The organism is Pseudorhizobium tarimense (assembly GCF_022968135.1).
In the GTDB taxonomy this organism is placed as follows: Bacteria; Pseudomonadota; Alphaproteobacteria; order Rhizobiales; family Rhizobiaceae; genus Neorhizobium; species Neorhizobium tarimense.
Window position 1 is genome coordinate 1 of the sequence record NZ_JALJRA010000020.1, and the last position, 20632, is coordinate 20632.

Genomic DNA, 20632 nt, shown 5'->3' on the forward strand with positions numbered 1-20632 from the left:
GCCGTACGTAAGCATGTCCTGAAGCGCCGCGGCATCATCACTTCGGATGCGCAGCGCAAGCCGGGACTGGCGCTTTCCGAGACTGCCCGCGCCGAAGTAGATTACCTGCTCGAGCGGCTGGCCCGGCGCGACAAGCGGTCAGCGCTATGACGATGCCGGAAGTGTCCCCTAGAAGGCGCCCGCCTGTCTGCCCGCAGATCGTGGATCCGCCCGCTATCCAATTAGGTCGAAACGGCTACCTCGGCGACGAATGCGGTGATCGGCTTCGCTGAAGAAAAGCTCCGTGCGTTCGTAGCCTTTGCGTAGGCCTATTGCGCGCTGGCGCCAATCCTGGGACTTGTATCCAGATGGCTGTAGGGCACGTCGATCGCAGCACACACAGATGGCAAAGGTTGTGCACGCACGGTATTAACCCGCCAAGGGCGTTGGCGGGATTGCCAGCAGCTCATGGTCAAAGAAGCACAAGGGCTTGGCTGATCGTACCCTGCGGGTGCGTCAGGACGCGCGCCTTTGCACAGGTCTCATAGAAGCGATGTCTCCGACCACGCGCACTCGAACACGCCGCGCATCACCCGGCAGATAAGCGATCGGGATATCCTCGGTATCGAGGGTGACGATCGAACCGGGATCTGCACCGGCTTCCTCCGCGCGCTGGCGAGCGAGACGGTCTGCCTCGGCAATTGCGTTGTCGCGAGACATGTCGGAGAAGACTTGGTCAACCTCGCCTGAGATCTGTGCCATCGCAGCCCCGAGCGCGTTGGCAACGCCGGCATGTTCGACGCGCAGCACTTCACTTGCACCCTTCAGCTCTTCGGGGATCAGGAACGCGCCTCCGCCGACAGCAATCAGCTGAACGCCATCCGCCGACGTCTTCATTCTGTCCACACCGTCTTCTACCATGACCTGGATGCGCTTCAAGAGATCGGCGACGAGATCCTTGTCGAGATGTTTCACGCGGTCGCGGTCCCCGATCTCGACCAGGCCGGCTGCAACGGCAACATCTGTTGTGGTCAAGGTGTCTCCGCCGAAGACGAGGGCCTTCTCCGTGATGCGGTAGCCGACTGAACGTGGGCCAATCTTGCGGGTTTGCGGATCAATGATGGTGCCTCCACCCAACGCCATCGGCAACAGGTCTGGCATTCGGAAAAGTGTCCGCACGCCCCCCACTTCAACGACGTTGTTGGCTTCGCGTGGAAAACCGCCAACCAGACAGCCGATGTCTGAGGTGGTGCCGCCGACATCGATGACCATGGCCTCTTTGAGACCTGTCAGGAAGGCTGCACCGCGCATGGAATTGGTCGGTCCAGAGGCAAAGCTGTAGACGGGATTGGCCGCGGCCACGTCTGCCAGCACAACCGTGCCGTCATTCTGGGTCAAGTAGAACGGCGCGTTGATACCAGCTCGCAAGAGAGCTTCCTTGAAAGCGCCGATGGTCGTTTGGCCGAGGCTCTGCAGCGCCGCATTGAGGAGCGTTACGTTTTCGCGTTCTAGAAGACCTATGCGGCCGAGCGTATGCGAGAGCGTGATGCGCGCGCTCGGGATGATCGAACGGACGATCTCGGCAGCTTCGACTTCGCATTCTGCCGTCAGCGGCGAAAAGAGCGCAGTGATGCCAACAGTGTCAATACCCGCGTCGCGGATCTTCATTGCGGCATCGCGGATCTCATCGCGAGCAAGCGGCACCAGTTCGCGGCCGTCATATTCATGGCCGCCTCGGACCATGAATGAAAGCGGGTTCACTTGCGTGCGCAAATCTTCTGGCCAGTCGACCATTGGCGGCAGCGAAGCACCGGCAGGCATGGCGATTCGAATTGCCGCGACCCGCTGCAATCGGGCACGCTCGACCACCGCATTTGTGAAATGGGTGGTCCCGATCATCACAGCGTCGACTGGGCTTGCACCCGATGTCTGGTCCTTCACGACATGCGTGATGGCGTTTACAACCCCCTGCATCACGTCTGAGGTGGTGGGAAACTTGATGCCCGAGACAACGTCTTCGCCATCAATCAGGACGGCATCTGTGTTCGTACCGCCTACGTCAATTCCGATCCGCTTCATGCTGCAAACACCGATTTGAAATCCAAGTCATATCCGAAGGCGCGAGGTCCGACATGCTCCAGCCCCTTCGGCGTCGTCAAAACGCCAGGCGCGGGCAGGGCGACGACGGTCACGCGCTGGCCGTAGCGCACGGTTTCCGTTCCGATAGCCTCCCCCGAGACGCTGTCGAGCAGACAGATCAAGTCCGGCGTCATGGCAATTGCTTCACCATTGCGGAAAGCAACGGCCCACTCGTTTTGGAAGGCAAGCTCGACCTTGGTGCCGCGGTCGTCATCCAAGCCTTCGACATAGGCGGCGCCCCGCAGGAAGCCGCCGGTCGTGGTCCGGTCGACATCGGTGATCTTGCCCTTAAAAAGAACCTTCCCACCTTCATGTTTGAGTACCGCTTCAACAGGATCGGCGTGGGCTGTTCGGGCTTCGAGCACAGCGCGGCCGAGACTGATCGCCTTGGTGACCGTGTTCAGCACACCCCATTCCTTGACTTCCTTGCCGGTGCGAGGCGCCTTGCAGGTGGCAGAGGTCGATCCGACTTCGGTGCAGATCTTTCGCGAAATCCGCTCCATCCATTTCCAGGAGGCAGCTTTGGCGACGATCGCCTCGTTGTCGCGGCAGTCAACCAGGGTCAGCGGATACATCGGAAGGTCGCCGATGGCAAAGCTCGTCATTTGAGCTTCGGGATATGCGCGACCCATGGCATCAGCATCTACAACTGGAATGTCTAGCATGGCGGCCGCGAGAAAGGGTGAGAGCGCGTTGCCGCCCCCGATCTCGACGCTCATGACGGCCCTGAACTTGCGCCCCGTATAGCCTTCCATCAGCTCCATGGCGCGTGCAAGGTGGGCTGGATCGACGAGACGTTCTTGACCGACGAGTGGGGCGCCCATCTTGGAGACGACGGCGATGGCATCGTTGTCGTCGAGTGCCATTGGATCGATCAGCTTGACACGCTTGCCGTCCTTGTAGAGCTTTTTCAGGTTGAGCTGCGCCAGATAGGGGCTTCCACCGCCACCGGTTCCGAGGATCCAGGCCCCCACTGCGAGAGGATCAATTTCGCTCTCATCGAAATCACGGATCATGTTTACCTCCGAAGAATGTGGTAGAAACTATCCATGGGCTGTGACCTCTGCCTATAGGGGACTGCCCCTATGTTAGCCTTGCCTTGTTTTTGGGCATCGCTAGAAAGGGTGCTGCAAGACATTCGAAAGGACGTTGACCTGAACGCGAATTCCCTCCCCCTGAGCGACGCGACCATCGCACTCCAGCGGTACAAGGTGATGTTCTTAAGCGTTGGACAGTCCCCACGCGCTGATATCATCGACGAGATGCTCGATAGCCTGGATCTGCCAATCCAGGCCATGGAGATTGGAGCACTAGATGGACTCTCGCAGGCGCAAGTCCATGATTTGCGTGTGCGGCCTGGCGAACTCAGCATCATCACGCGCATGGCCGATGGCAGCGACGTTGTTGTATCCAAGCCGCGGATCGCCGAACGCATGGCCGAGATCGCCGCTGGCTTTCAGCCTGGCCAGTACGATCTTGTCGTCATTCTCTCGACTGGGCTGTTTCGAGATTTCGAGAGCACCTGCCCAACCGTAAACGCTCAGCGTGCGATGGAATCGACGGTGATTTCGCTTGCTGCGGCAGGATCGCGCGTTGGTCTCATTCAGCCGCTCGTACAGCAGGTCGATGAACTCGATATTCCTGCGCTTTCATCCTACAGGATTACGGCAAGCCACGCTGCCGACGGGGACAAGGCACTGCTTGCGAGTGCCATTCTCGATCTGGCCGACTGCGAGATCATCGTGCTCAATTCTGTGAGCTTTACGGAATCAGACCGCCAGATGGTCGCCAAGGCGAGCGGCAAGCCTGTCATCCTCGCGCGCCGCATCATCGCCAGCGCCATTCGCCTTCTGCTGCATGGTACGCATCCCGCGACGGCGCCGGGGGTCGCGCCCGAATTTTCGGAGAAGCTTCAGCGCTTAACCCCGCGCGAACGTCAGGTTCTTTCTCTTGTGGCGGAAGGGCTGTCGAACAAAGCGATCGCACGCCAGCTCGGCATCAGCCCGAAGACGGTGGAGATTCACCGTTCCAATGTCATGAGCAAGATGGAAGTCAGCACGTCCAACACGCTTATTCGCATGGTTGTGGCAGCTGGCCATCCGTAGATATTCTCGGCCGCTGACGAAATTTTTATCACGCGCGGTCGGTCATTGACGAAATTTGCCTCTCAAGGCGGCATCTTTTTGTGACAGATTCTGATCGAACTAGGGGCATTACCCTATAGAGGACGCGCGGTCGCGAACGGTAGGCTCTCATCAGTAACGTGAGCCAGCAGGGAACGACAGACGGTGATGGTATCCCCCTTCAAGATCGCATTTGTCACTATTGGACAGGCTCCGCGTGTCGACTTGGTGCCGGAAATGATGTTCGACATCACGCTTGGCTTGCCGGAAGGAAAGATTGATTACAGAGAGTTCGGTGTTCTCGATGGGATGAACGCCGATGAGCTCGACAGAATGCGCGCCGTTGAGGGCGAGCATTCCTTCGCGACCCGTCTTGCCAACGGCGAGGAAATCGTCACTTCGAAATCACGCACCGAAGAAAAGCTAAATGCTCTTTTGCAGCGTATCGACGCAGAGGGCTTTGACCTGATCGTTCTTCTGTGCACGGGCACGAAGATCGCGCCCCTGGAAAAGACGCTCGTGGTCGAGGCTCAGCGCATTGTTGATTCCACGGTCGAGGCGCTGGCGGCATCCGCAAGCCGCCTAGGAGTGATCCTGCCGCTGGAACGCCAGATCAGCGACTTTCACGAGCGACACGTGTTTACGGGCAGGCCGAGCCTCGTTGCCGCTTCACCCTATACTGGCGAAGACATGGCCGTCGCCGCTGCAGGCCTCAAGACCTGCGATCTAATCGTCATGCACTGCATGGGCTATTCGAAAGCGATGCTCGACACTGTCCGCAATCAGGTCAGTGCCCCCGTTCTTCTGTCGCGTCGCCTTGTAGCCGGCGTCGTTCGCCAGATGATCTGACCAAACATGCTGTATCACAAAAAGAGAGGGAACCTGATGTTCGGTAGTATTTGCAAGAAAATCGTGTTGGCGGGGCTGGTGGCCTCATCGGCTCTTGTTGTCCCCGCTCAGGCATTCGAGCGCACAGATGCCGGCAATGTCATCGTCTTCGGCGGCCGCCAGGCGATCCCAGTCCTGGATCCACACATCCGTTACGACTGGTCAACCCGAATGATCCAGCAGGGCGTCTATGATGCCTTGGTGAAATACGAGGGTGATCCGGCAGAAGTAAAGCCTTGGCTTGCCGAGCGCTGGGAGACCAGTGACGACGGCAAAACGTGGACCTTCCATCTGGTCGAAAACGCAAAGTTCCACAACGGTGATCCGGTGACGGCCGAAGCCGTAAGGTATTCCTTCGAGCGCGGCCTGAAGCTCAACAAAGGCGTGGCTTGGATGCTGAAGGACTTCCTCTCTCCGGAAGGCATCACTGTCGTCGATGACTACACGGTGAAGTTCGAGCTTAAGGCGCCTTATGCTCCCTTCCTGTCTTTCCTGCCCTGGTGGTTCGTAGTGAATCCACAACAGGTCAAAGCCAATGAGGTCGACGGGGACTACGGCCAGAAGTGGCTGACCGACCATGCGGCCGGCTCTGGCCCATTCAAGCTGGGGCGTTGGGAGCCGAACGTCCTTTATGAAGTCATTTCAGTCGAAGACTATTGGAAAGGATGGCCACAGGGGGACAATCGTCCTGCCGGTGTGATCTACCGTATGATCCGTGAACCGGCCGCACAAAAGGCCGCGCTTCAGCGCGGCGAAGCAGATATCGTCGAAGGCCTCACATCAGATGACTATGTCCAGATCGCGAGGGTGCCGAACATCGTCATCGAAGACCACAAGGGGATGACCACCTTCGGGATCAAGTTCAACACCCAAAAGGGTCCGACAGCCGACATCAACCTGCGCAAGGCAATCGCGTATGCGATGGACTATGATGCCATGATTGGCATTTATAATGGAGCCGCCTCGCTGGAGACCAGCCCACTCCCCGACGCGATGAAGGGCCATATCGAGGTCGAAGGTATTCCCCGGCAGGATCTAGCGACGGCAAAGGAGTACCTTGCGAAGTCCGCCTATCCGGATGGAGGTATCACACTCGACTATGTCCATGTCGCCGGACTCGAAGAAGCGCGTCGCATCGGTCTCGTCCTACTCGACAATCTCAAGGCGCTGAACATCGATGTCAACATAAAGCCGGAACAGTGGCCCAACATGGTGGCAGCCGGCGCGAGTGTGGATACCGCACCGAACATGACGTCGATTTTTGCCACCCCGATCTCAACCGATCCTGATGCCGTTGCCTATCAATACCACAAGAACAGCTGGGGTCAGTATTACGGCATCGCCTACTACGACAATCCCGACGTCTCCAGGATGATCGACGAAGCACGTGCGGCCACCGACTGGGAAACGCGCGCCGAGCTCTATGCCAAGATTCAGAAGCAGATTGTAGCGGATCAACCGGAAGTCTTCGGCATGTTGCAGAACCGTCGCTGGGCACGCCAGGATTACCTGCAGGGCTTTACCTTCAGCCCTGTACGCTTTACCGGCGAGGTTGACCTCTATCCGCTCTGGATCAAGGAGAACTGATCCTTTCGAGACCGTGCGCGTGAACAGTGAAGAAGGAGGCGGCGCTGCCGCCTCCTTCTCTAACTCCCTGGAATGAAGATGCTGTCCTTTACCCTGCGAAAGCTCCTGACGGTGGCTGGGACGATGCTCGGCATCGCAGTCCTGACCTTTGTTATTACCAATATCGCGCCGGGCGATCCTGCACGTCTCGTTGCCGGCCCAAATGCAACCGAAGACATGGTTGACACTATCCGCGTCGAATACGGGCTCGATCGCCCGATGATCGAGCAGTTCGGTATCTACATGAAGGATTTAATCACAGGCGATTTTGGCACTTCAATCGTTACGACTCGACCTGTGCTCGATGAGCTCCTCCGTTACGCTCCGGCAACGATCGAGTTGGTTGTCGTCGCCATGATACTGGGCGTCGCGCTGGGCGTTCCGCTGGGAATGCTATCAGCGGTCTACAAGGATGGTCCGATCGACCACGTAACCCGCATCCTGTCTATTTCGGGCGTGGCGCTGCCAGCCTTCTGGTTCGGCATTTTGATGCAACTGTATTTCTCGGTTGATCTCGGCTGGCTCCCGGTTTCCGGCCGCCTGCCGCTCGTCACGCGGCCTCCGGACATGGTGACGGGCTCGCTTTTGCTCGACGCGCTGATTGCAGGCAACTTGGAAACCTTCAGAACTGCGCTGTCGCACATCATTTTGCCTGCGGTGGTGCTGAGCTTCCCGTGCCTTGCGTCTATCTTGCGGGTTAACCGCTCCGAGATGATCGAAGTGCTGCAGTCGGACTATATCACCGCAGCCCGGGCACATGGAATTTCCGCTGGCCGCATCATCGCAGTCTATTCCCTGAAAAACGCGTTGTTGCCGACGCTTGCCATGATTGGCCTGCGCTTCGGCTGGATGCTTGGCTCGACGGTCCTTGTAGAGACTGTTTTTGACTGGCCGGGCATCGGCCTCTATGCCGTCTCCTCCGCCCTTGCCTCCGATTTCAAGCCTGTTATTGGCGTGACGCTGCTGATCGGCTTCCTCTTCATCATCGCAAATACGCTTGTCGACCTAGCTTATGCCTGGATCGATCCACGTCTCCGGAGGGCCTGATGAGCAAGCTTGATCAAACGGCGACGATCCCCGCGTCCTTTAGCGAGCGCCATGCAGGTCGGATCCGCCAGATGCGACTCTATGGTCACATGTTCCGCGGTAGTTTCTCCTCCATGCTGGGGCTGACGCTTGTGGGGATCTTCCTGATCCTGGCCGCTGTTGGTCCCTGGATCGTACCCTTTCCGGAGGATACCCTGGGTGCTGTCCATATGGGATCACGCCTCTTGCCGCCAAGCACGGAGCACTGGTTCGGAACTGACGAGATGGGCGCTGACATCTTTTCGCGCGTCATCGTCGGTGCGCGCACATCTTTGTGGATCGGCATCGTTATCACGGGCCTTGGTGCTCTGATTGGCGTGCCGCTCGGCATTATCGCTGGTTACAAAGGCGGCTTCGTTCGCGCCTGCATTATGCGGCTGACAGAGCTCTTTCTGGCAGTGCCGGGTCTTGCTCTGGCGTTGGCGATTGTCGCATCGCTTGGCCCCGGCCTCACCAACTGCATGGTTGCGCTCGCCATTGTCTGGTGGCCTGGTTACGTGCGCCTCGTCGAAGCCAAGACCCTCGCCGTCAAAGAAGAGCTTTTTGTCGAGTCCGCCCGCTCAATTGGCGCAAAGACGCCATGGATCCTGTGGCACCACATTTTGCCGAACTGCATGTCACCGATCATCGTCAAGATGAGCATGGACATGGGCATGGCGATACTGGCGGCCGCAGGGCTGGGCTTCATTGGTCTGGGCGCGCCGCCGCCGGCCCCCGAATGGGGGGCCATGGTTTCCGTCGCACGCTCGTACATGCCCGATTGGTGGTGGTACTCCTTCTTCCCCGGAGCTGCGATCTTCTTGACCGTTCTTGGATTCAATCTGTTGGGCGATGGTTTGCGAGACATTCTTGATCCTCGGAGCCGCGCGCGATGAACAGCACCCTCCTCGACATCAACGCCTACAGCCTGGGCATCGGCACTTTTGATGGACCGATCCACGTGCTGAAGGACATTAACATCACCGTCAAACGCGGCGAAACGCTCGGCATTGTTGGCGAAAGCGGTTCAGGAAAGACGGTTCTGGTTCGGTCGGTTATGGGAATCGGCCCGAGCAATTCGAGGGTGCAGGCCGGTCACATCACCTTTGACGGCCAGGATATCACCCGCATGAACGATAAGGGGTGGGCTAAAATCCGCGGCATCCGGATTTCGATGATTTTCCAGGATCCGATGACGTACCTGAACCCGCTTTTTTCGATCGGGCGTCAGATCTCTGATGTGATTGCCGCCCATGAGCGGGCGGCAGGGCAGGGTATTTCATCCAAGGCGATGCGTCGCAGCCGTACGCAAGAGCTGCTCGAACAGGTTGGCCTGCCCGCTCCCGCACAACTTTTCGACCAGTATCCGCATCAGCTGTCTGGGGGGATGCGCCAGCGTGTGCTCATTGCGATGGCGCTTGCGGGCAAGCCAGATCTTCTGATCGCCGATGAGCCAACCACCGCACTCGACGTGACGGTCCAGGCTCAGGTTCTTGACCTCATCAAGTCGCTGGTGAAGAAGCTCAATCTCACGGTCATCATGATCAGCCATGACATAGGGGCGATTGCAACTGTCGCCTCGAAATGTGCTGTCATGTATAAGGGTGAAATTGTCGAACAGGGTGATACGGCAGCTGTCCTCAGCAACCCCCAACATGACTATACCCGCCAGCTTTTGGCTGCCGTGCCCGATATCGAGGTCACGCCTGCCAGATTGTTGGCCAAGCAAGCTGTGCAGGATGTGATACCCGCGCCGCAGAAGCTTCTCGAGGCTGTGAACCTGCGAAAGGTCTACAAGACGCAGGCGGGTGGTGAATTCGCGGCCGTCGACAATATCAGCCTTTCTGTCAATGTCGGCGAGATCTTCGGCGTGGTCGGAGAAAGTGGCTCGGGCAAGTCCACGCTGGCGCGCATGCTGCTGCGGCTGATCGAGCCGACGAGCGGCGACATCTTCTTTGAAGGACAAGACATCTCGAGGCTGAGGGGTGAGCCACTGCGCCAGATACGCCAGCACATGCAGTTCGTGTTCCAGAACCCGCATTCGGCGCTCAATGGCCGCCACACGATTGGTGATGCGATAGGGGAGCCGTTGCGAATCCAAACGACTATGAGCCGACGCGATATCGACGTCCGCACAGAGGCGCTTCTCGATATCGTGCAACTGCCGAAGAGCTTCAGGTATCGCTATCCGCATGAACTGTCGGGGGGGCAAAAGCAGCGTGTCTGCATTGCGCGAGCCATCGCGCTCAATCCCCGGCTGCTGATCCTTGATGAGCCTACCTCGGCCCTGGACATCTCGGTCCAGGCGCAGGTCCTCAACTTCCTTCAGCAGGTCCGCAAGGAATTGAACCTGACCTACGTCTTCATTTCGCACGACCTCGCGGTCATCCGCCAGATCTGTGACCGAACGATCGTGATGAAGCGGGGCAAAATCGTAGAGCAGGGGGATACTGAGCAGATCTTCCTGCACCCGGCCGAGGAGTACACGCGTGCGTTGATCGAGAGTGGCCGGGTTACCTCGCGTGCAGCTAGGTTGCGGGCTTAGCGCTCGATCCTCTGCCGCGCGAAGCTAAGATTAGCTTCGACTGAAGGAGATTGCTGTGGTCAAGAAGCGTCAAGAAAACTCGAGGGGTACACAGAACCGGACAGAGTTGCCGAACCGGTTTTGGATCAGGTCGCCGGCGGTGCATCCCTACGTGTAATCCACCGACGGGCATGGACCAGAACCAGGCTGTACGCACGAAGTATGACGAATATTGCCCAAGTCGTTCCGGCGCGAGAATCTTTGGATAGGGAGATGGACAAGAGGGTCGTTGATACATCAAGATTGCAGGGCCTATCCTGCGTGAGTCGCCCGACAATGCGCCCGTCCCACCAGACGTTTAAGAACCCTGACCGTCATTTTCTAAGTTCACTAGGAGCCAGAACGTCGATCGAACAGCCGAGCGTTTGCAGAACCTGTAACACTTTTGCTATCTGGGCTGTCGGCTTGCCAGCTTCGAGGTCGACAATGAACCGGAGGCCAACACCGGCAGGCTCATCTTGTCGCAAGTTTTGCTCCTTGCGTGAACTTAAAGGTCGGTTTGTCCGGCCGTTTCATCGGCGAGGTGGTCAGGCGACAGTTGTAAAAAGCGATCCAATCCAGCGCACTCGGGCTTGCCTCGTGCGATGGCCAACCGCCCGGAAAGGCATAAGCCGGTCTGCCGATTTGCGCTCGACGAGCCCCCATTTGCTGCGGCCCGCGAGTCGGCGTGACGTTTCGCGCGGATCACCTGAACCGGTTCTATGAATAGGGGATCCGGCAGCAAGCTTGAAGCTGTATTAAAGGTCGATTTGCCGAATCTCCTCAGGACTTGGCCGGTTCAGGCGACCTATTCGCCAAGGTTTTCAGCAGGACAGAGGGTCACAGCGATGCAGCGGCTCTCGCCGCGTGATCATAGTGGCCGGAGAGAGCACGTAGACGCGACGCAATGCCGGACAGGGTTTCTGGAGACACTTCGGTCGCGAGCACGGACGGCACGAGGAGGTTTTCTCGCATCGCCTTGTAGCGTACGCAGGCATCTGCACCCGCACTCGTCACCATAACCAGTTTTTCCTTGCCGCGCCGGCCCGACTTAATGAGCTTCATGCGTTCCAGCTTCTTAAGAGCATAGGTTACGACATGGGTATCTTCGATGTTCAGCACGAGACAGATGTCGGCGAGCGTTTTTGGCTTGTTGCGGCTGTTTATGTTGTGCAGCACGAGGATATCGACCGGTGACAGGTCCGGAATACCAGCGGCGGCCATGCATCGAACCATCCATCGGTTGAATGCGTGGTTCAGCATGATCAACCCGAATTCGATCTCTGAAAGTGCCGGCAGCGCGCCGCTTGCGAGATGGCCAGAGGAGACGATGGGTCCGAGTTCATCCTTCTTTGCGGACATGTTGTTTGCCTTCCGAGCAAAAAGCGCCGCCGAAAATTAGGCGGCGCTTTTCTTCTTTACATCTTCTTATAGGCGTCGATGATTGCCTTGCCTTCGTCTCCGGCCTTGGACAGCCAATCTTCGGTGAGTTGGGCACCGACTTCGGTCAGTCCGCTTTTGAGCTCCTCGCTAGGCGCAAGAACCTGCATGCCGTTCTGCTTGAGGGTCTCCATGTAGGCGGCCGTCTTCTCGGCAGCGAGTGCCCAGCCACGCTCCTCGGCTTCGGCAGCTGCCGTGGTGACAGCCTCCCGCACGGCCGGATCCAGCGCCTCGAAGGCTTCCTTGTTGACGAATACGACATTCTTCGGGATCCACGCCTGGGTGTCGTAGTAATGCGTCAGAGACTCCCAGATCTTGGAGTCGACACCGGTGGCGCTCGATGTCATCAGGCCGTCAACCACGCCGGTCGCGAGAGCCTGGGGTAGTTCCGCCGCCTGCACCGTCACGGGCTGCGCGCCGACCAGCTCCGCAATACGCGACGTGCCGACGTTATAAGCCCGCCACTTAAGGCCCTTCAGGTCGGCAACGCTGTTGACGTCCTTCTTGGTGTAGATGCCCTGCGGCGGCCATGGCGTCGTGTAGAGGAGCTTCAGGCCCTGCTCATCGAGCGCCTTTTCCACCGTCGGCTTGGATGCCTCCCACAGCTTTTTCGACTCCTCGAAGCTGGTGGCGAGGAACGGCACCACATCGATGCCGAACACCGGGTTCTCGTTTTCGTGCAGCGAGATCAGGACCTCACCTGCCTGTGCTTGCCCCGTCTGCACCGCGCGCTTGATTTCAGGCGCCTTGAACAGTGTGGCACCCGGATGAACGGTGATCTTCAGCGCCCCATCCGTCGCGGCCTCTACATCGGAAGCAAACTGCATCAGGTTTTCGGTGTGGTAGTTCGCCGGCGGATAGGCGGACGGCAGAACCCAGGCTGTCTGAGCAAGAGCTGCGCCTGCTCCAAGCGCAAGCGCTGCTGCAGTCATGCCCCAGCGGGCAATTGGTCGCATGTAAAAGTTCATTGTCATTCCCCTTTTTGCGTTACCCCGGAAATGCCATTTTCGGCAGAACCATCACGATGTCCGGGAAGACCGTGATGATGGCGACGGTCGCCACAAGCAGTAAGAAGAAAGGCAGGGCTGCGCGGGCAACCGTCAGGCTGTCGCGACCGCTCATGGTCTGCAGCACGAAAAGGTTGAAGCCGACCGGCGGCGTGATCTGCGCCATCTCGACCATCAGCACCAGAAATACCCCGAACCAGATCAGATCGAAGCCTGCCTGCTGGATCATCGGCAGCACCACGACCGTCGTCAGAACGATCATCGACAATCCGTCGACGGCGCAACCGAGCAGGATGTACATCACCGTCAGCACTGCAATGAGCGCGTAGGGACTGAGGCCGAAGCCTTCTACCCAGCTCGCCAGTGCGGCCGGTATGCCGGTGTAGCCCATGGCGATGGACATATATCCGGCTCCTGTGAGGATCAGCATGATCATCGCCGTCATCCGCGTCGCGCCCATGACACTTTCCTTGAAGCTCTTCCAGGTAAGCGCTCGTTGCCAGGCGGCAATCACCAAAGAGCCGAGAACGCCCCATGCTGCGCATTCGGTGGCCGTTGCCCAGCCGAGAAGCAGGGCAGAGAACACTGTAGCGATCAGGAGCGCCAGCGGGATGAGGTTGAGGCTCTCCTTCAGCTTGTTCGCCAGACTCGTCTTTGGCGCCGGCTGCGGGCTCTTATCCGGGTTCATCAATGACCAGACGACGATGGCCGCCATGTAGAGCACCATGACAATGGCAGCCGGAATAAGGCCAGCGATGAACATCTGGATGATCGAGACGTTCGCTGCCACCGCGTAGACGATCATGGTGATCGACGGCGGAACAAGGAAGCCGAGGGTGCCGGCGCCGGCCAGCGAACCGAGGCTGATCATGTCGTCATAGCCGCGCTTCTTGAGCTCCGGCAGCGTGATCTTGGCAACCATGGCCGTTGTTGCCGCGGACGAGCCGGAGACTGCGCCGAACAGGCCGCAGCCGAGGACGTTCACGTGGACGAGGCGGCCTGGAAGCCAGTTCAACCAGGGCGATAGGCCTCGGAACATCTCGTCCGACAAGCGGGTGCGAAAAAGAATCTCGCCCATCCAGACGAAAAGCGGAAGGGCCGAAAGGCTCCAGGAAGCCGAGCCGCTCCAGGCATTTGTGGCGAGTGCTGCCCCAATCTGGATGCCGGCCGGTGCGAATTGCATGGCCACGAAGCCGCAGACGAGCAGCGCGATCCCGATCCATACCCCACCGACAAGGAGGAAAAGGAGGGCTCCGAGGATCAGGCCCGAAACTTCGATCAGAGATAGCGCGTCCATCGTCAGACCCCGCTTTCCATGACACGCTGGACGATCTCGTCCGGGCTTTCCACTTTCGGCTTTTGATAGCGGGGTACTCCTCCGAACAGGAGGTGGAGAAGTTCATCGACGAAGGCGATGGCGAGGATGGCAAGGCCCGCTGACATGCCGATCTGCGGGATCCAAAGCGGCACCGCGATCACGCCCATGGAAACGTCGTTGAACTTCCACGAGACCCAGGTCATGTCGATTGCATACCAGGCAAAATAGATGACGGCGACGGCACCGATTGTGGTGCAGGCGATCTCAATCAGCCTGCGAAGTGTGCCGCTGAACCGATCGATCAACAGGCCCATCCGGATAAGTTCTGCCGAACGAAATGTATGAGCGAGCGCGAGGAAGGCAGTCGCTGCCATGCACCAGGACGCGAAGTCGTCACCGGCCGGTACGTCGATCCCAAGGGGACGGCCTGCCGACAGCGACAGCATGATGACAAAGATCATGATGAGGAAAACGCCGGCCAGCCAACCGGCGCCAAGATAGAGCCCATCCAGCAGCTTTCGCAGCCGTTCAGGGAAAAGACTGTGACGAGGATCAATGGAGGACACAGGTGGTCCTCCCGCAGGTCATACGGCATTCAGACATCGTCGGCTCCCCTCGGTTGCCGTGGCCGGGCGACGCTCTGACGGCTTCTTTGCCCGTTGTGCAGGCATCATGCAGCAGTGCCAGTTTTACTGTCAACTAATCATTGACGTTTTATCGATGAAATGTATTCGTTACTGAAAAGCAAGTAACCGAGGGCGATCATGAGCAGCGAAAGATGGGACTTCTGGATTGATCGCGGCGGCACATTTACCGACATCGTCGGCCGCAAGCCGGACGGTTCGCTCATTGCGCACAAGCTCCTGTCAGAAAATCCGGAAGCCTATCGCGATGCTGCTGTACAGGGCATTCGTGAGCTCCTTCAATTGAAGGATGGCGAGCCGGTCCGAGCCGGCGTGATTGGCGCGGTCAAGATGGGTACCACGGTCGCCACCAACGCTCTCCTCGAGCGCAAAGGCGAACGAACGCTGCTCGTGACGACGCGCGGGTTCCGCGATGCACTCGCAATAGGCTACCAGGCCCGTGCTGATATCTTCGCCAAGAAGATCGTCAAGCCGGAGCTTCTTTACAGCGCCGTGGTGGAAGTCGATGAGCGCGTTCGTGCAGACGGTCAGGTCGAGGCAGCTCCAGTCGAAGACGTCGTCCGGCGGGATCTGCAGGGGCAGTTCCATGCCGGCTACCGCGCCGTCGCCATCGTCTTCATGCATGCCTACCGCTATCCGGAGCACGAGCAGCAAGCCGCGAGGATTGCCCGCGAAATCGGCTTTACCCAAGTCTCCGTCAGTCACGAGGTGTCGCCGCTAATCAAGCTGGTCGGGCGCGGCGATACCACGGTCGTGGATGCCTATCTTTCGCCGATCCTGCGCCGCTATGTCGAGCAGGTGGGCTCTGAGCTTGGTGCCGATGCCGAAGATGGTGCACGGCTGATGTTCATGCAATCCTCTGGAGGGCTGACAGCCGCACACCTCTTCCAGGGCAAGGACGCGATCCTTTCTGGACCGGCCGGCGGGGTCGTTGGCGCGGTGGAAACATCTAGGCTCGCCGGCTTTGATCGGATGATCGGCTTCGACATGGGCGGCACCTCGACGGATGTTTCGCATTATGATGGTGAGCTTGAGCGCTCGTTCGAAACGGAAGTCGCGGGCGTGCGCATGCGCGCCCCGATGATGTCGATTCATACGGTAGCGGCCGGCGGTGGCTCCATCCTGCACTTCGAGAACGGCCGCTTTCGTGTCGGTCCGGATTCTGCCGGCGCCAATCCTGGGCCAAAGGCTTACCGCCGCGGCGGTCCGTTGACGGTAACGGACGCCAATGTGATGCTCGGCAAGCTCTCGCCGGAGCTCTTTCCGCGGATCTTTGGCCCCGACCGAAACGAACCGCTGGATGCCGATGCGGTGCGCCTGGGCTTCGAGGACATGGCAGCGGTCATTGGCGATGGTCGCACACCGGAGGAGGTCGCTGACGGCTTCCTCGCCATCGCCGTCGAAAACATGGCGAACGCTGTCAAGAAGATCAGCGTCCAGCGCGGCTATGACGTCACCAACTACGTCCTCACCTGTTTTGGCGGTGCTGGCGGGCAGCATGCCTGCCTCACGGCGGATGCGCTTGGCATCACCACCGTGATGATCCACCCCTTCTCCGGCATCTTGTCTGCTTATGGAATGGGCCTTGCAGACATCCGCGCCACACGCCAGAAAACCGTATCCCTTCCACTTGGTGAAGCACTCCTTGCGCTACCGACCGTCCGTGACGAGCTGACGGCGAGCGTCCTGCAGGAAATGTCTGCTCAAGGGGTGAGCGAAGTCGGTACCGATGTCATCCATCGAGCCCATCTGCGCTATCAGGGGACCGACACAACCCTTCCCGTCTCCTTGTCTTCCGCTTCGGAAATGGTGAAGGCCTTCGAGGTGCTTCATCGCAAGCAATTCGGCTTCATCTTCGACAACCGCGAAATTATCTTCGAATCTTTCGAGGTCGAGGCCATCGGCGGCGGAGCGGAATCGGGGGAACCCGTACATGAAGTTGACGCGGCTGCACCCGTCGCAGCCGAGGATACCCGTTTCTTCTCCGGCGGTGAATGGCGCCAGGCGCCGGTCTACCGCCGCGCGGACATCCGGCCTGGCGCCAGGGCCGCAGGTCCATGTCTCATCGTCGAGCCGCACCAGACGATTGTGGTTGAAGACGGCTGGGGCTTCGAGATCACCGCGCTCGACCATGTCGTCCTGAAGCGGATCAAGGTGCTTTCGCGCAGCAAGGCGGTTGGCACCGAAGCAGATCCGGTGCTGCTCGAGGTCTTCAACAACCTCTTCATGTCGATTGCCGAGCAGATGGGCGTGACGCTGCAAAACACTGCCTCTTCGGTCAATATCAAGGAGCGACTGGACTTCTCTTGCGCCGTCTTCGATGAGACAGGTGCTCTTGTCGCCAATGCCCCGCACATGCCGGTGCATCTTGGCTCCATGGATCGCTCTGTGGAATCGATCATCGCCCAGAACAAGGGCAGGATCCGGCCGGGTGACGTCTTCGCCCTGAACGCACCTTATAATGGCGGCACCCACCTTCCAGACATCACGGTCGTGACCCCCGTTTTCGATGAAGAAGGAGGGAGCATCCTCTTCTATGTCGCGTCCCGCGGACATCATGCCGATGTGGGTGGCACGGCCCCGGGCTCGATGACGCCGCTCGCGACTACGGTGGACGAGGAAGGTGTCCTGTTCGACAACGTCCTTTTGGTCGACCGCGGCCGCTTCGACGAGGAGGGAATTACCCGCCTCTTGTCCGACCACCCTTATCCCGCCCGCAACGTTGCGCAGAATGTCGGCGACCTGCGTGCGCAGATCGCCGCCAATGAGAAGGGCGTGCACGAGATGCGCAAGATGATTGTGCAGTTCGGGCTTCCCGTCGTGCAGGCCTACATGGGCCATGTGCAGGACAATGCGGAGGAAAGCGTGCGTCGCGTTGTCGAGAAGCTGGAGGATTCGGAATTCTCCTACGACACCGACCAGGGAAGCACCATCAAGGTGAAGATCTCGGTGGACAAGGCAAAGCGGGAGGCGACCGTAGACTTTACCGGCACGAGCCCGCAGAGGCCGAACAACTTCAACGCGCCTGAGCCTGTCACCCGCGCCGCGGTGCTCTACGTTTTCCGCGTCATGGTGGAGAGTTCGATCCCAATGAATGCCGGCTGCCTGCGGCCTATCCGTATCATCGTGCCAGACGGCTCGATGCTAAAGCCGCAATATCCAGCCGCCGTTGTCGCCGGCAATGTCGAAACGAGCCAGCACGTGACGAATGCGCTTTTTGGCGCGCTCGGCGCCATGGCTGCGAGCCAAGGCACGATGAATAACCTTACCTTCGGCAACGCGACATACCAGTATTACGAGACCCTCTGCTCCGGCTCCCCCGCAGGCGTCTTCAACGACGGCACGGGGTTTGATGGCACCGATGCAGTCCATGTCCACATGACCAATTCCCGTCTTACTGATCCGGAAATTCTGGAGACGCGCTACCCGGTGCTGCTTGAGGATTTCCACATCTGCGAAAACTCCGGCGGCAAGGGAAAGTGGTCGGCTGGCAACGGCACGAAGCGGACCATCCGGTTCCTGGAGAAGATGGACTGCGCCATCTTGTCGTCGCACCGGACGATCCGGCCGCACGGCCTCCAAGGCGGCGAGGCGGGAGAGCTCGGCCAGACGATTGTCCGGCGCCTGAATGGCGATCTTGAAGACCTTGGCGGTTGCGGTCAAACGATTCTGGAGTCAGGCGAAGCGGTGAGCGTCGTCACACCAACCGGCGGCGGATACGGGCGATGAGAACCAGCACTCTCGATAGTTGGCGTAGGTTGCGATCCTAGCAAAGCATTCCGCAGGCATTTGAACGGATCAGAGATGAACACCTCTGAACCTCCGTTCAATCCGCTGGATGCGAGGGGAAGCGAGGTACCGTTGCTGGTGGATAAGTATGGGCTACTGGCTCAGGCGGTCCGGTATGGCGACCGAGAGGGCCTTTTAGACTATTCGGAACATCACCGGACTCTAAGCGGACATCCTTGGCATCATCATAGAGTAAGATTTTTTATCGGTTGGGTTCTTCGGCGGGGCTAGCCAGTGCGGCCCTGAGCTGCTCGCTCATGGGAAGCTGAAGGCTCCTGTTGTAACCAGGAATGATGCCCTCGAACCAGCGTTGATAGATACCTGCCATTTCGGGATCAGCGTAGACTTTGGTGAGGGCGTCGTTGACTGCCGTCCTGAATCCTTCATCGCTGAGCCGCACCATGAACCCATAAGGCTGTGGCTGGGCCACCAACTCCTCAGACAGAACAAAATCATCTGGTCGTTCGCTGCCGGCGATCATCGCACTTAAGAGCACATCATCCATGGCAAATGCGGAAGCTTGGCCGTTACTCACCATATCAAAAGCGGCCTGTAAACCGTCAGCGGGGAGCACGGAAAGGTTCAGCTTTAGCTCGCGGTTCACATCGCTAATCTGGCTGATATTAATGGTTCCGAGCGCGACGCTCACGGTGCGCCCACGCAAGTCCTCGAGCCGCTTAAAACCATGCTTGGCAAGGGCGACAAAGCGCGTTGCCGCATAAAAGTGGCTATAGGTGAAGGCCGCGCTTTTGCGTCGGTCTTCTGTATTCGTGCTAGCGTTACACTCAATGTCGATGACACCGTCATTGAGGAGCTGGATGCGGTTGCGTGGCGTACGGTAAATATACTCGATTTGGAGCTGCTTCAGCCCAAGGTCGTCCCGCAGAACCTCGACCATACGGTGACAAATTTCGATCGAGTAGCCGACGATCTCACCTTCATCGGTGCGGTAGGAGAAGGGAGGGGTGTCGCCATAGCCGATGCGGATGGTGGCGGACTCCCGGAGTCGTTCCAAGGTCGATGCAGGCGCCTGCGCCACGGCCGGCCTCGAGGTGACGAAGGCTGCCACAACAAGTGCCACGGAGACGGCCAGAAGGCAGTTGAACCTTTGGAAGAATGAGAGCAACATCTCCGCGATCCTCATTGATCTAAGCCCTGTGGGTTACGAAAGACCTCGTGAAGCTGTGGTGAGACGGGAAGATTGAGATTCCTGCCGTCCGGCGGGATCGGCGACATAAACCACCTGTTATAGATGTCTAGCACATCGCCGCGGACGTAGAGGTCATGCAAGGTGCTATTGACGACCTCACGGAAGGCAGTGTCGCCCTTTGGCATCAAGATCCCGTAGGGTTCAGGCGGCCCGAGCGTTTCCAGCGAGATCTGGTACATCAACGGATCTGCCGATGTGGCGACAAGAGCTGCAAGCAAGATGCCATCCATTACGAAAGCGGAAGCCTTGCCGCTTTCCACCAAGGCGAAAGCGTCGCTATGGGTCTTGGCTAGCATCACCGAGATGTTGAGATTGCGCTCTCGATTGAGTGCTTGCAGCTGCTCGATATTGACTGTTCCGGTCGTCGATGCGACCGAACGACCGGCCAGCGAGTTGAGGTCTGTCAAGCCGTCCCGCTTCTTTGACACGAACCGGGTGGCGGTGATGAAATGGGGGTAGGAGAAGTCGACCTGCTGACGTCGCTCGGCCGTGTTGGTTGTCGTGGTGCATTCCAGGTCTGCCTTGCCACTCTTGATGAGGACGAAACGCGTCGCGGCGGTTGCCGGCGTGTATTCGATGGTCAGTTCATCGAGTCCAAGATGGCGCTTGATCCCGTCCGCGATTCTTTCGCAGAGTTCGGTTGAATAGCCGATGATGCGTCCGTCAGGACCCCGGTATGAGAAGGGAACTGCGTCTTCGCGATGCCCTATGGTGATTGTCTTGCGCTCAGCAATCTTATCAAGCGTTCCCTCCCATGCGGAAGCCTTGCCAGATCCGATACCGCTGGCAGCCAAAAACGCTGCCAAGATAGTGATCGATCGTATTCCAACAACGATGTGAC

15 protein-coding genes and 2 pseudogenes are annotated in these 20632 nt (G+C 58.8%); 8 read left to right on the top strand and 9 right to left on the bottom strand.

The window, feature by feature from the left end; genetic code table 11:
• Positions 1-150: pseudogene (locus tag MUU54_RS20355) on the top strand (dihydrodipicolinate synthase family protein); the annotation flags it as partial.
• A gap of 345 nt (positions 151-495) precedes the next feature.
• Here MUU54_RS20355 and MUU54_RS20360 read toward each other — a convergent pair.
• Positions 496-2058: a hydantoinase/oxoprolinase N-terminal domain-containing protein gene (locus MUU54_RS20360; protein WP_247245796.1), complete on the bottom strand. Its 1563-nt coding sequence runs from the start codon at positions 2056-2058 to the stop codon at positions 496-498.
• The gene (locus MUU54_RS20365; RefSeq protein ID WP_247245797.1) at positions 2055-3134 is read right to left on the bottom strand and encodes an S-methyl thiohydantoin desulfurase family protein; all 1080 of its coding nucleotides are present in this window, start codon (positions 3132-3134) and stop codon (positions 2055-2057) included. The genes MUU54_RS20360 and MUU54_RS20365 overlap by 4 nt, the downstream gene beginning before the upstream one ends.
• Before the next feature lie 198 nt (positions 3135-3332).
• Between MUU54_RS20365 and MUU54_RS20370 the strand changes: the two genes are divergently transcribed.
• From MUU54_RS20370 to MUU54_RS20395, 6 genes are all read left to right on the top strand, one after another.
• Positions 3333-4223, top strand: a complete 891-nt coding sequence (locus MUU54_RS20370; RefSeq protein WP_247245798.1) for an AroM family protein — start codon at positions 3333-3335, stop codon at positions 4221-4223.
• A gap of 186 nt (positions 4224-4409) precedes the next feature.
• Complete coding sequence (locus MUU54_RS20375; protein WP_247245843.1) at positions 4410-5090, top strand: AroM family protein; 681 nt, start codon at positions 4410-4412, stop codon at positions 5088-5090.
• Positions 5091-5126: 36 nt separating this feature from the next.
• Complete coding sequence (locus tag MUU54_RS20380) at positions 5127-6716, top strand: ABC transporter substrate-binding protein (protein ID WP_247245799.1); 1590 nt, start codon at positions 5127-5129, stop codon at positions 6714-6716.
• A gap of 78 nt (positions 6717-6794) precedes the next feature.
• Positions 6795-7802, top strand: coding sequence for an ABC transporter permease (locus tag MUU54_RS20385; protein WP_247245800.1), 1008 nt, complete (start codon positions 6795-6797; stop codon positions 7800-7802).
• Entirely contained in the window at positions 7802-8716 is a 915-nt protein-coding gene (locus tag MUU54_RS20390) for an ABC transporter permease (protein ID WP_247245801.1), read from the top strand. The genes MUU54_RS20385 and MUU54_RS20390 overlap by 1 nt, the downstream gene beginning before the upstream one ends.
• Positions 8713-10365 carry an ABC transporter ATP-binding protein gene (locus MUU54_RS20395; protein ID WP_247245802.1) on the top strand — a complete coding sequence of 551 codons (1653 nt, stop codon included), beginning with the start codon at positions 8713-8715 and terminating at the stop codon, positions 10363-10365. Before MUU54_RS20390 ends, MUU54_RS20395 begins: the two co-directional genes overlap by 4 nt.
• 353 nt (positions 10366-10718) lie before the next feature.
• On the opposite strand, the pseudogene MUU54_RS20400 reads toward MUU54_RS20395, so the two are convergent.
• The 5 genes and pseudogenes from MUU54_RS20400 to MUU54_RS20420 all read right to left on the bottom strand — a co-directional run.
• A pseudogene (locus MUU54_RS20400) lies at positions 10719-10886 on the bottom strand (helix-turn-helix domain-containing protein); the annotation flags it as partial.
• Positions 10887-11223: 337 nt separating this feature from the next.
• Positions 11224-11745, bottom strand: coding sequence for a winged helix DNA-binding protein (locus MUU54_RS20405; RefSeq protein WP_247245803.1), 522 nt, complete (start codon positions 11743-11745; stop codon positions 11224-11226).
• 56 nt (positions 11746-11801) lie between these two features.
• A complete protein-coding gene (locus MUU54_RS20410) occupies positions 11802-12791 on the bottom strand; it encodes a TRAP transporter substrate-binding protein (protein WP_247245804.1) in 990 nt (329 codons plus the stop codon).
• A gap of 19 nt (positions 12792-12810) precedes the next feature.
• Complete coding sequence (locus MUU54_RS20415; RefSeq protein WP_247245805.1) at positions 12811-14127, bottom strand: TRAP transporter large permease; 1317 nt, start codon at positions 14125-14127, stop codon at positions 12811-12813.
• A gap of 2 nt (positions 14128-14129) precedes the next feature.
• The gene (locus MUU54_RS20420; RefSeq protein ID WP_247245806.1) at positions 14130-14714 is read right to left on the bottom strand and encodes a TRAP transporter small permease; all 585 of its coding nucleotides are present in this window, start codon (positions 14712-14714) and stop codon (positions 14130-14132) included.
• 198 nt (positions 14715-14912) lie between these two features.
• Between MUU54_RS20420 and MUU54_RS20425 the strand changes: the two genes are divergently transcribed.
• Complete coding sequence (locus MUU54_RS20425) at positions 14913-18521, top strand: hydantoinase B/oxoprolinase family protein (protein WP_247245807.1); 3609 nt, start codon at positions 14913-14915, stop codon at positions 18519-18521.
• Positions 18522-18783: 262 nt separating this feature from the next.
• On the opposite strand, the gene MUU54_RS20430 is transcribed toward MUU54_RS20425, so the two are convergent.
• Both MUU54_RS20430 and MUU54_RS20435 read right to left on the bottom strand, forming a co-directional pair.
• Positions 18784-19710: an amino acid ABC transporter substrate-binding protein gene (locus MUU54_RS20430; protein WP_247245808.1), complete on the bottom strand. Its 927-nt coding sequence runs from the start codon at positions 19708-19710 to the stop codon at positions 18784-18786.
• 11 nt (positions 19711-19721) lie between these two features.
• Positions 19722-20597: an amino acid ABC transporter substrate-binding protein gene (locus MUU54_RS20435; protein WP_247245809.1), complete on the bottom strand. Its 876-nt coding sequence runs from the start codon at positions 20595-20597 to the stop codon at positions 19722-19724.
• Positions 20598-20632 lie beyond the last annotated feature (35 nt).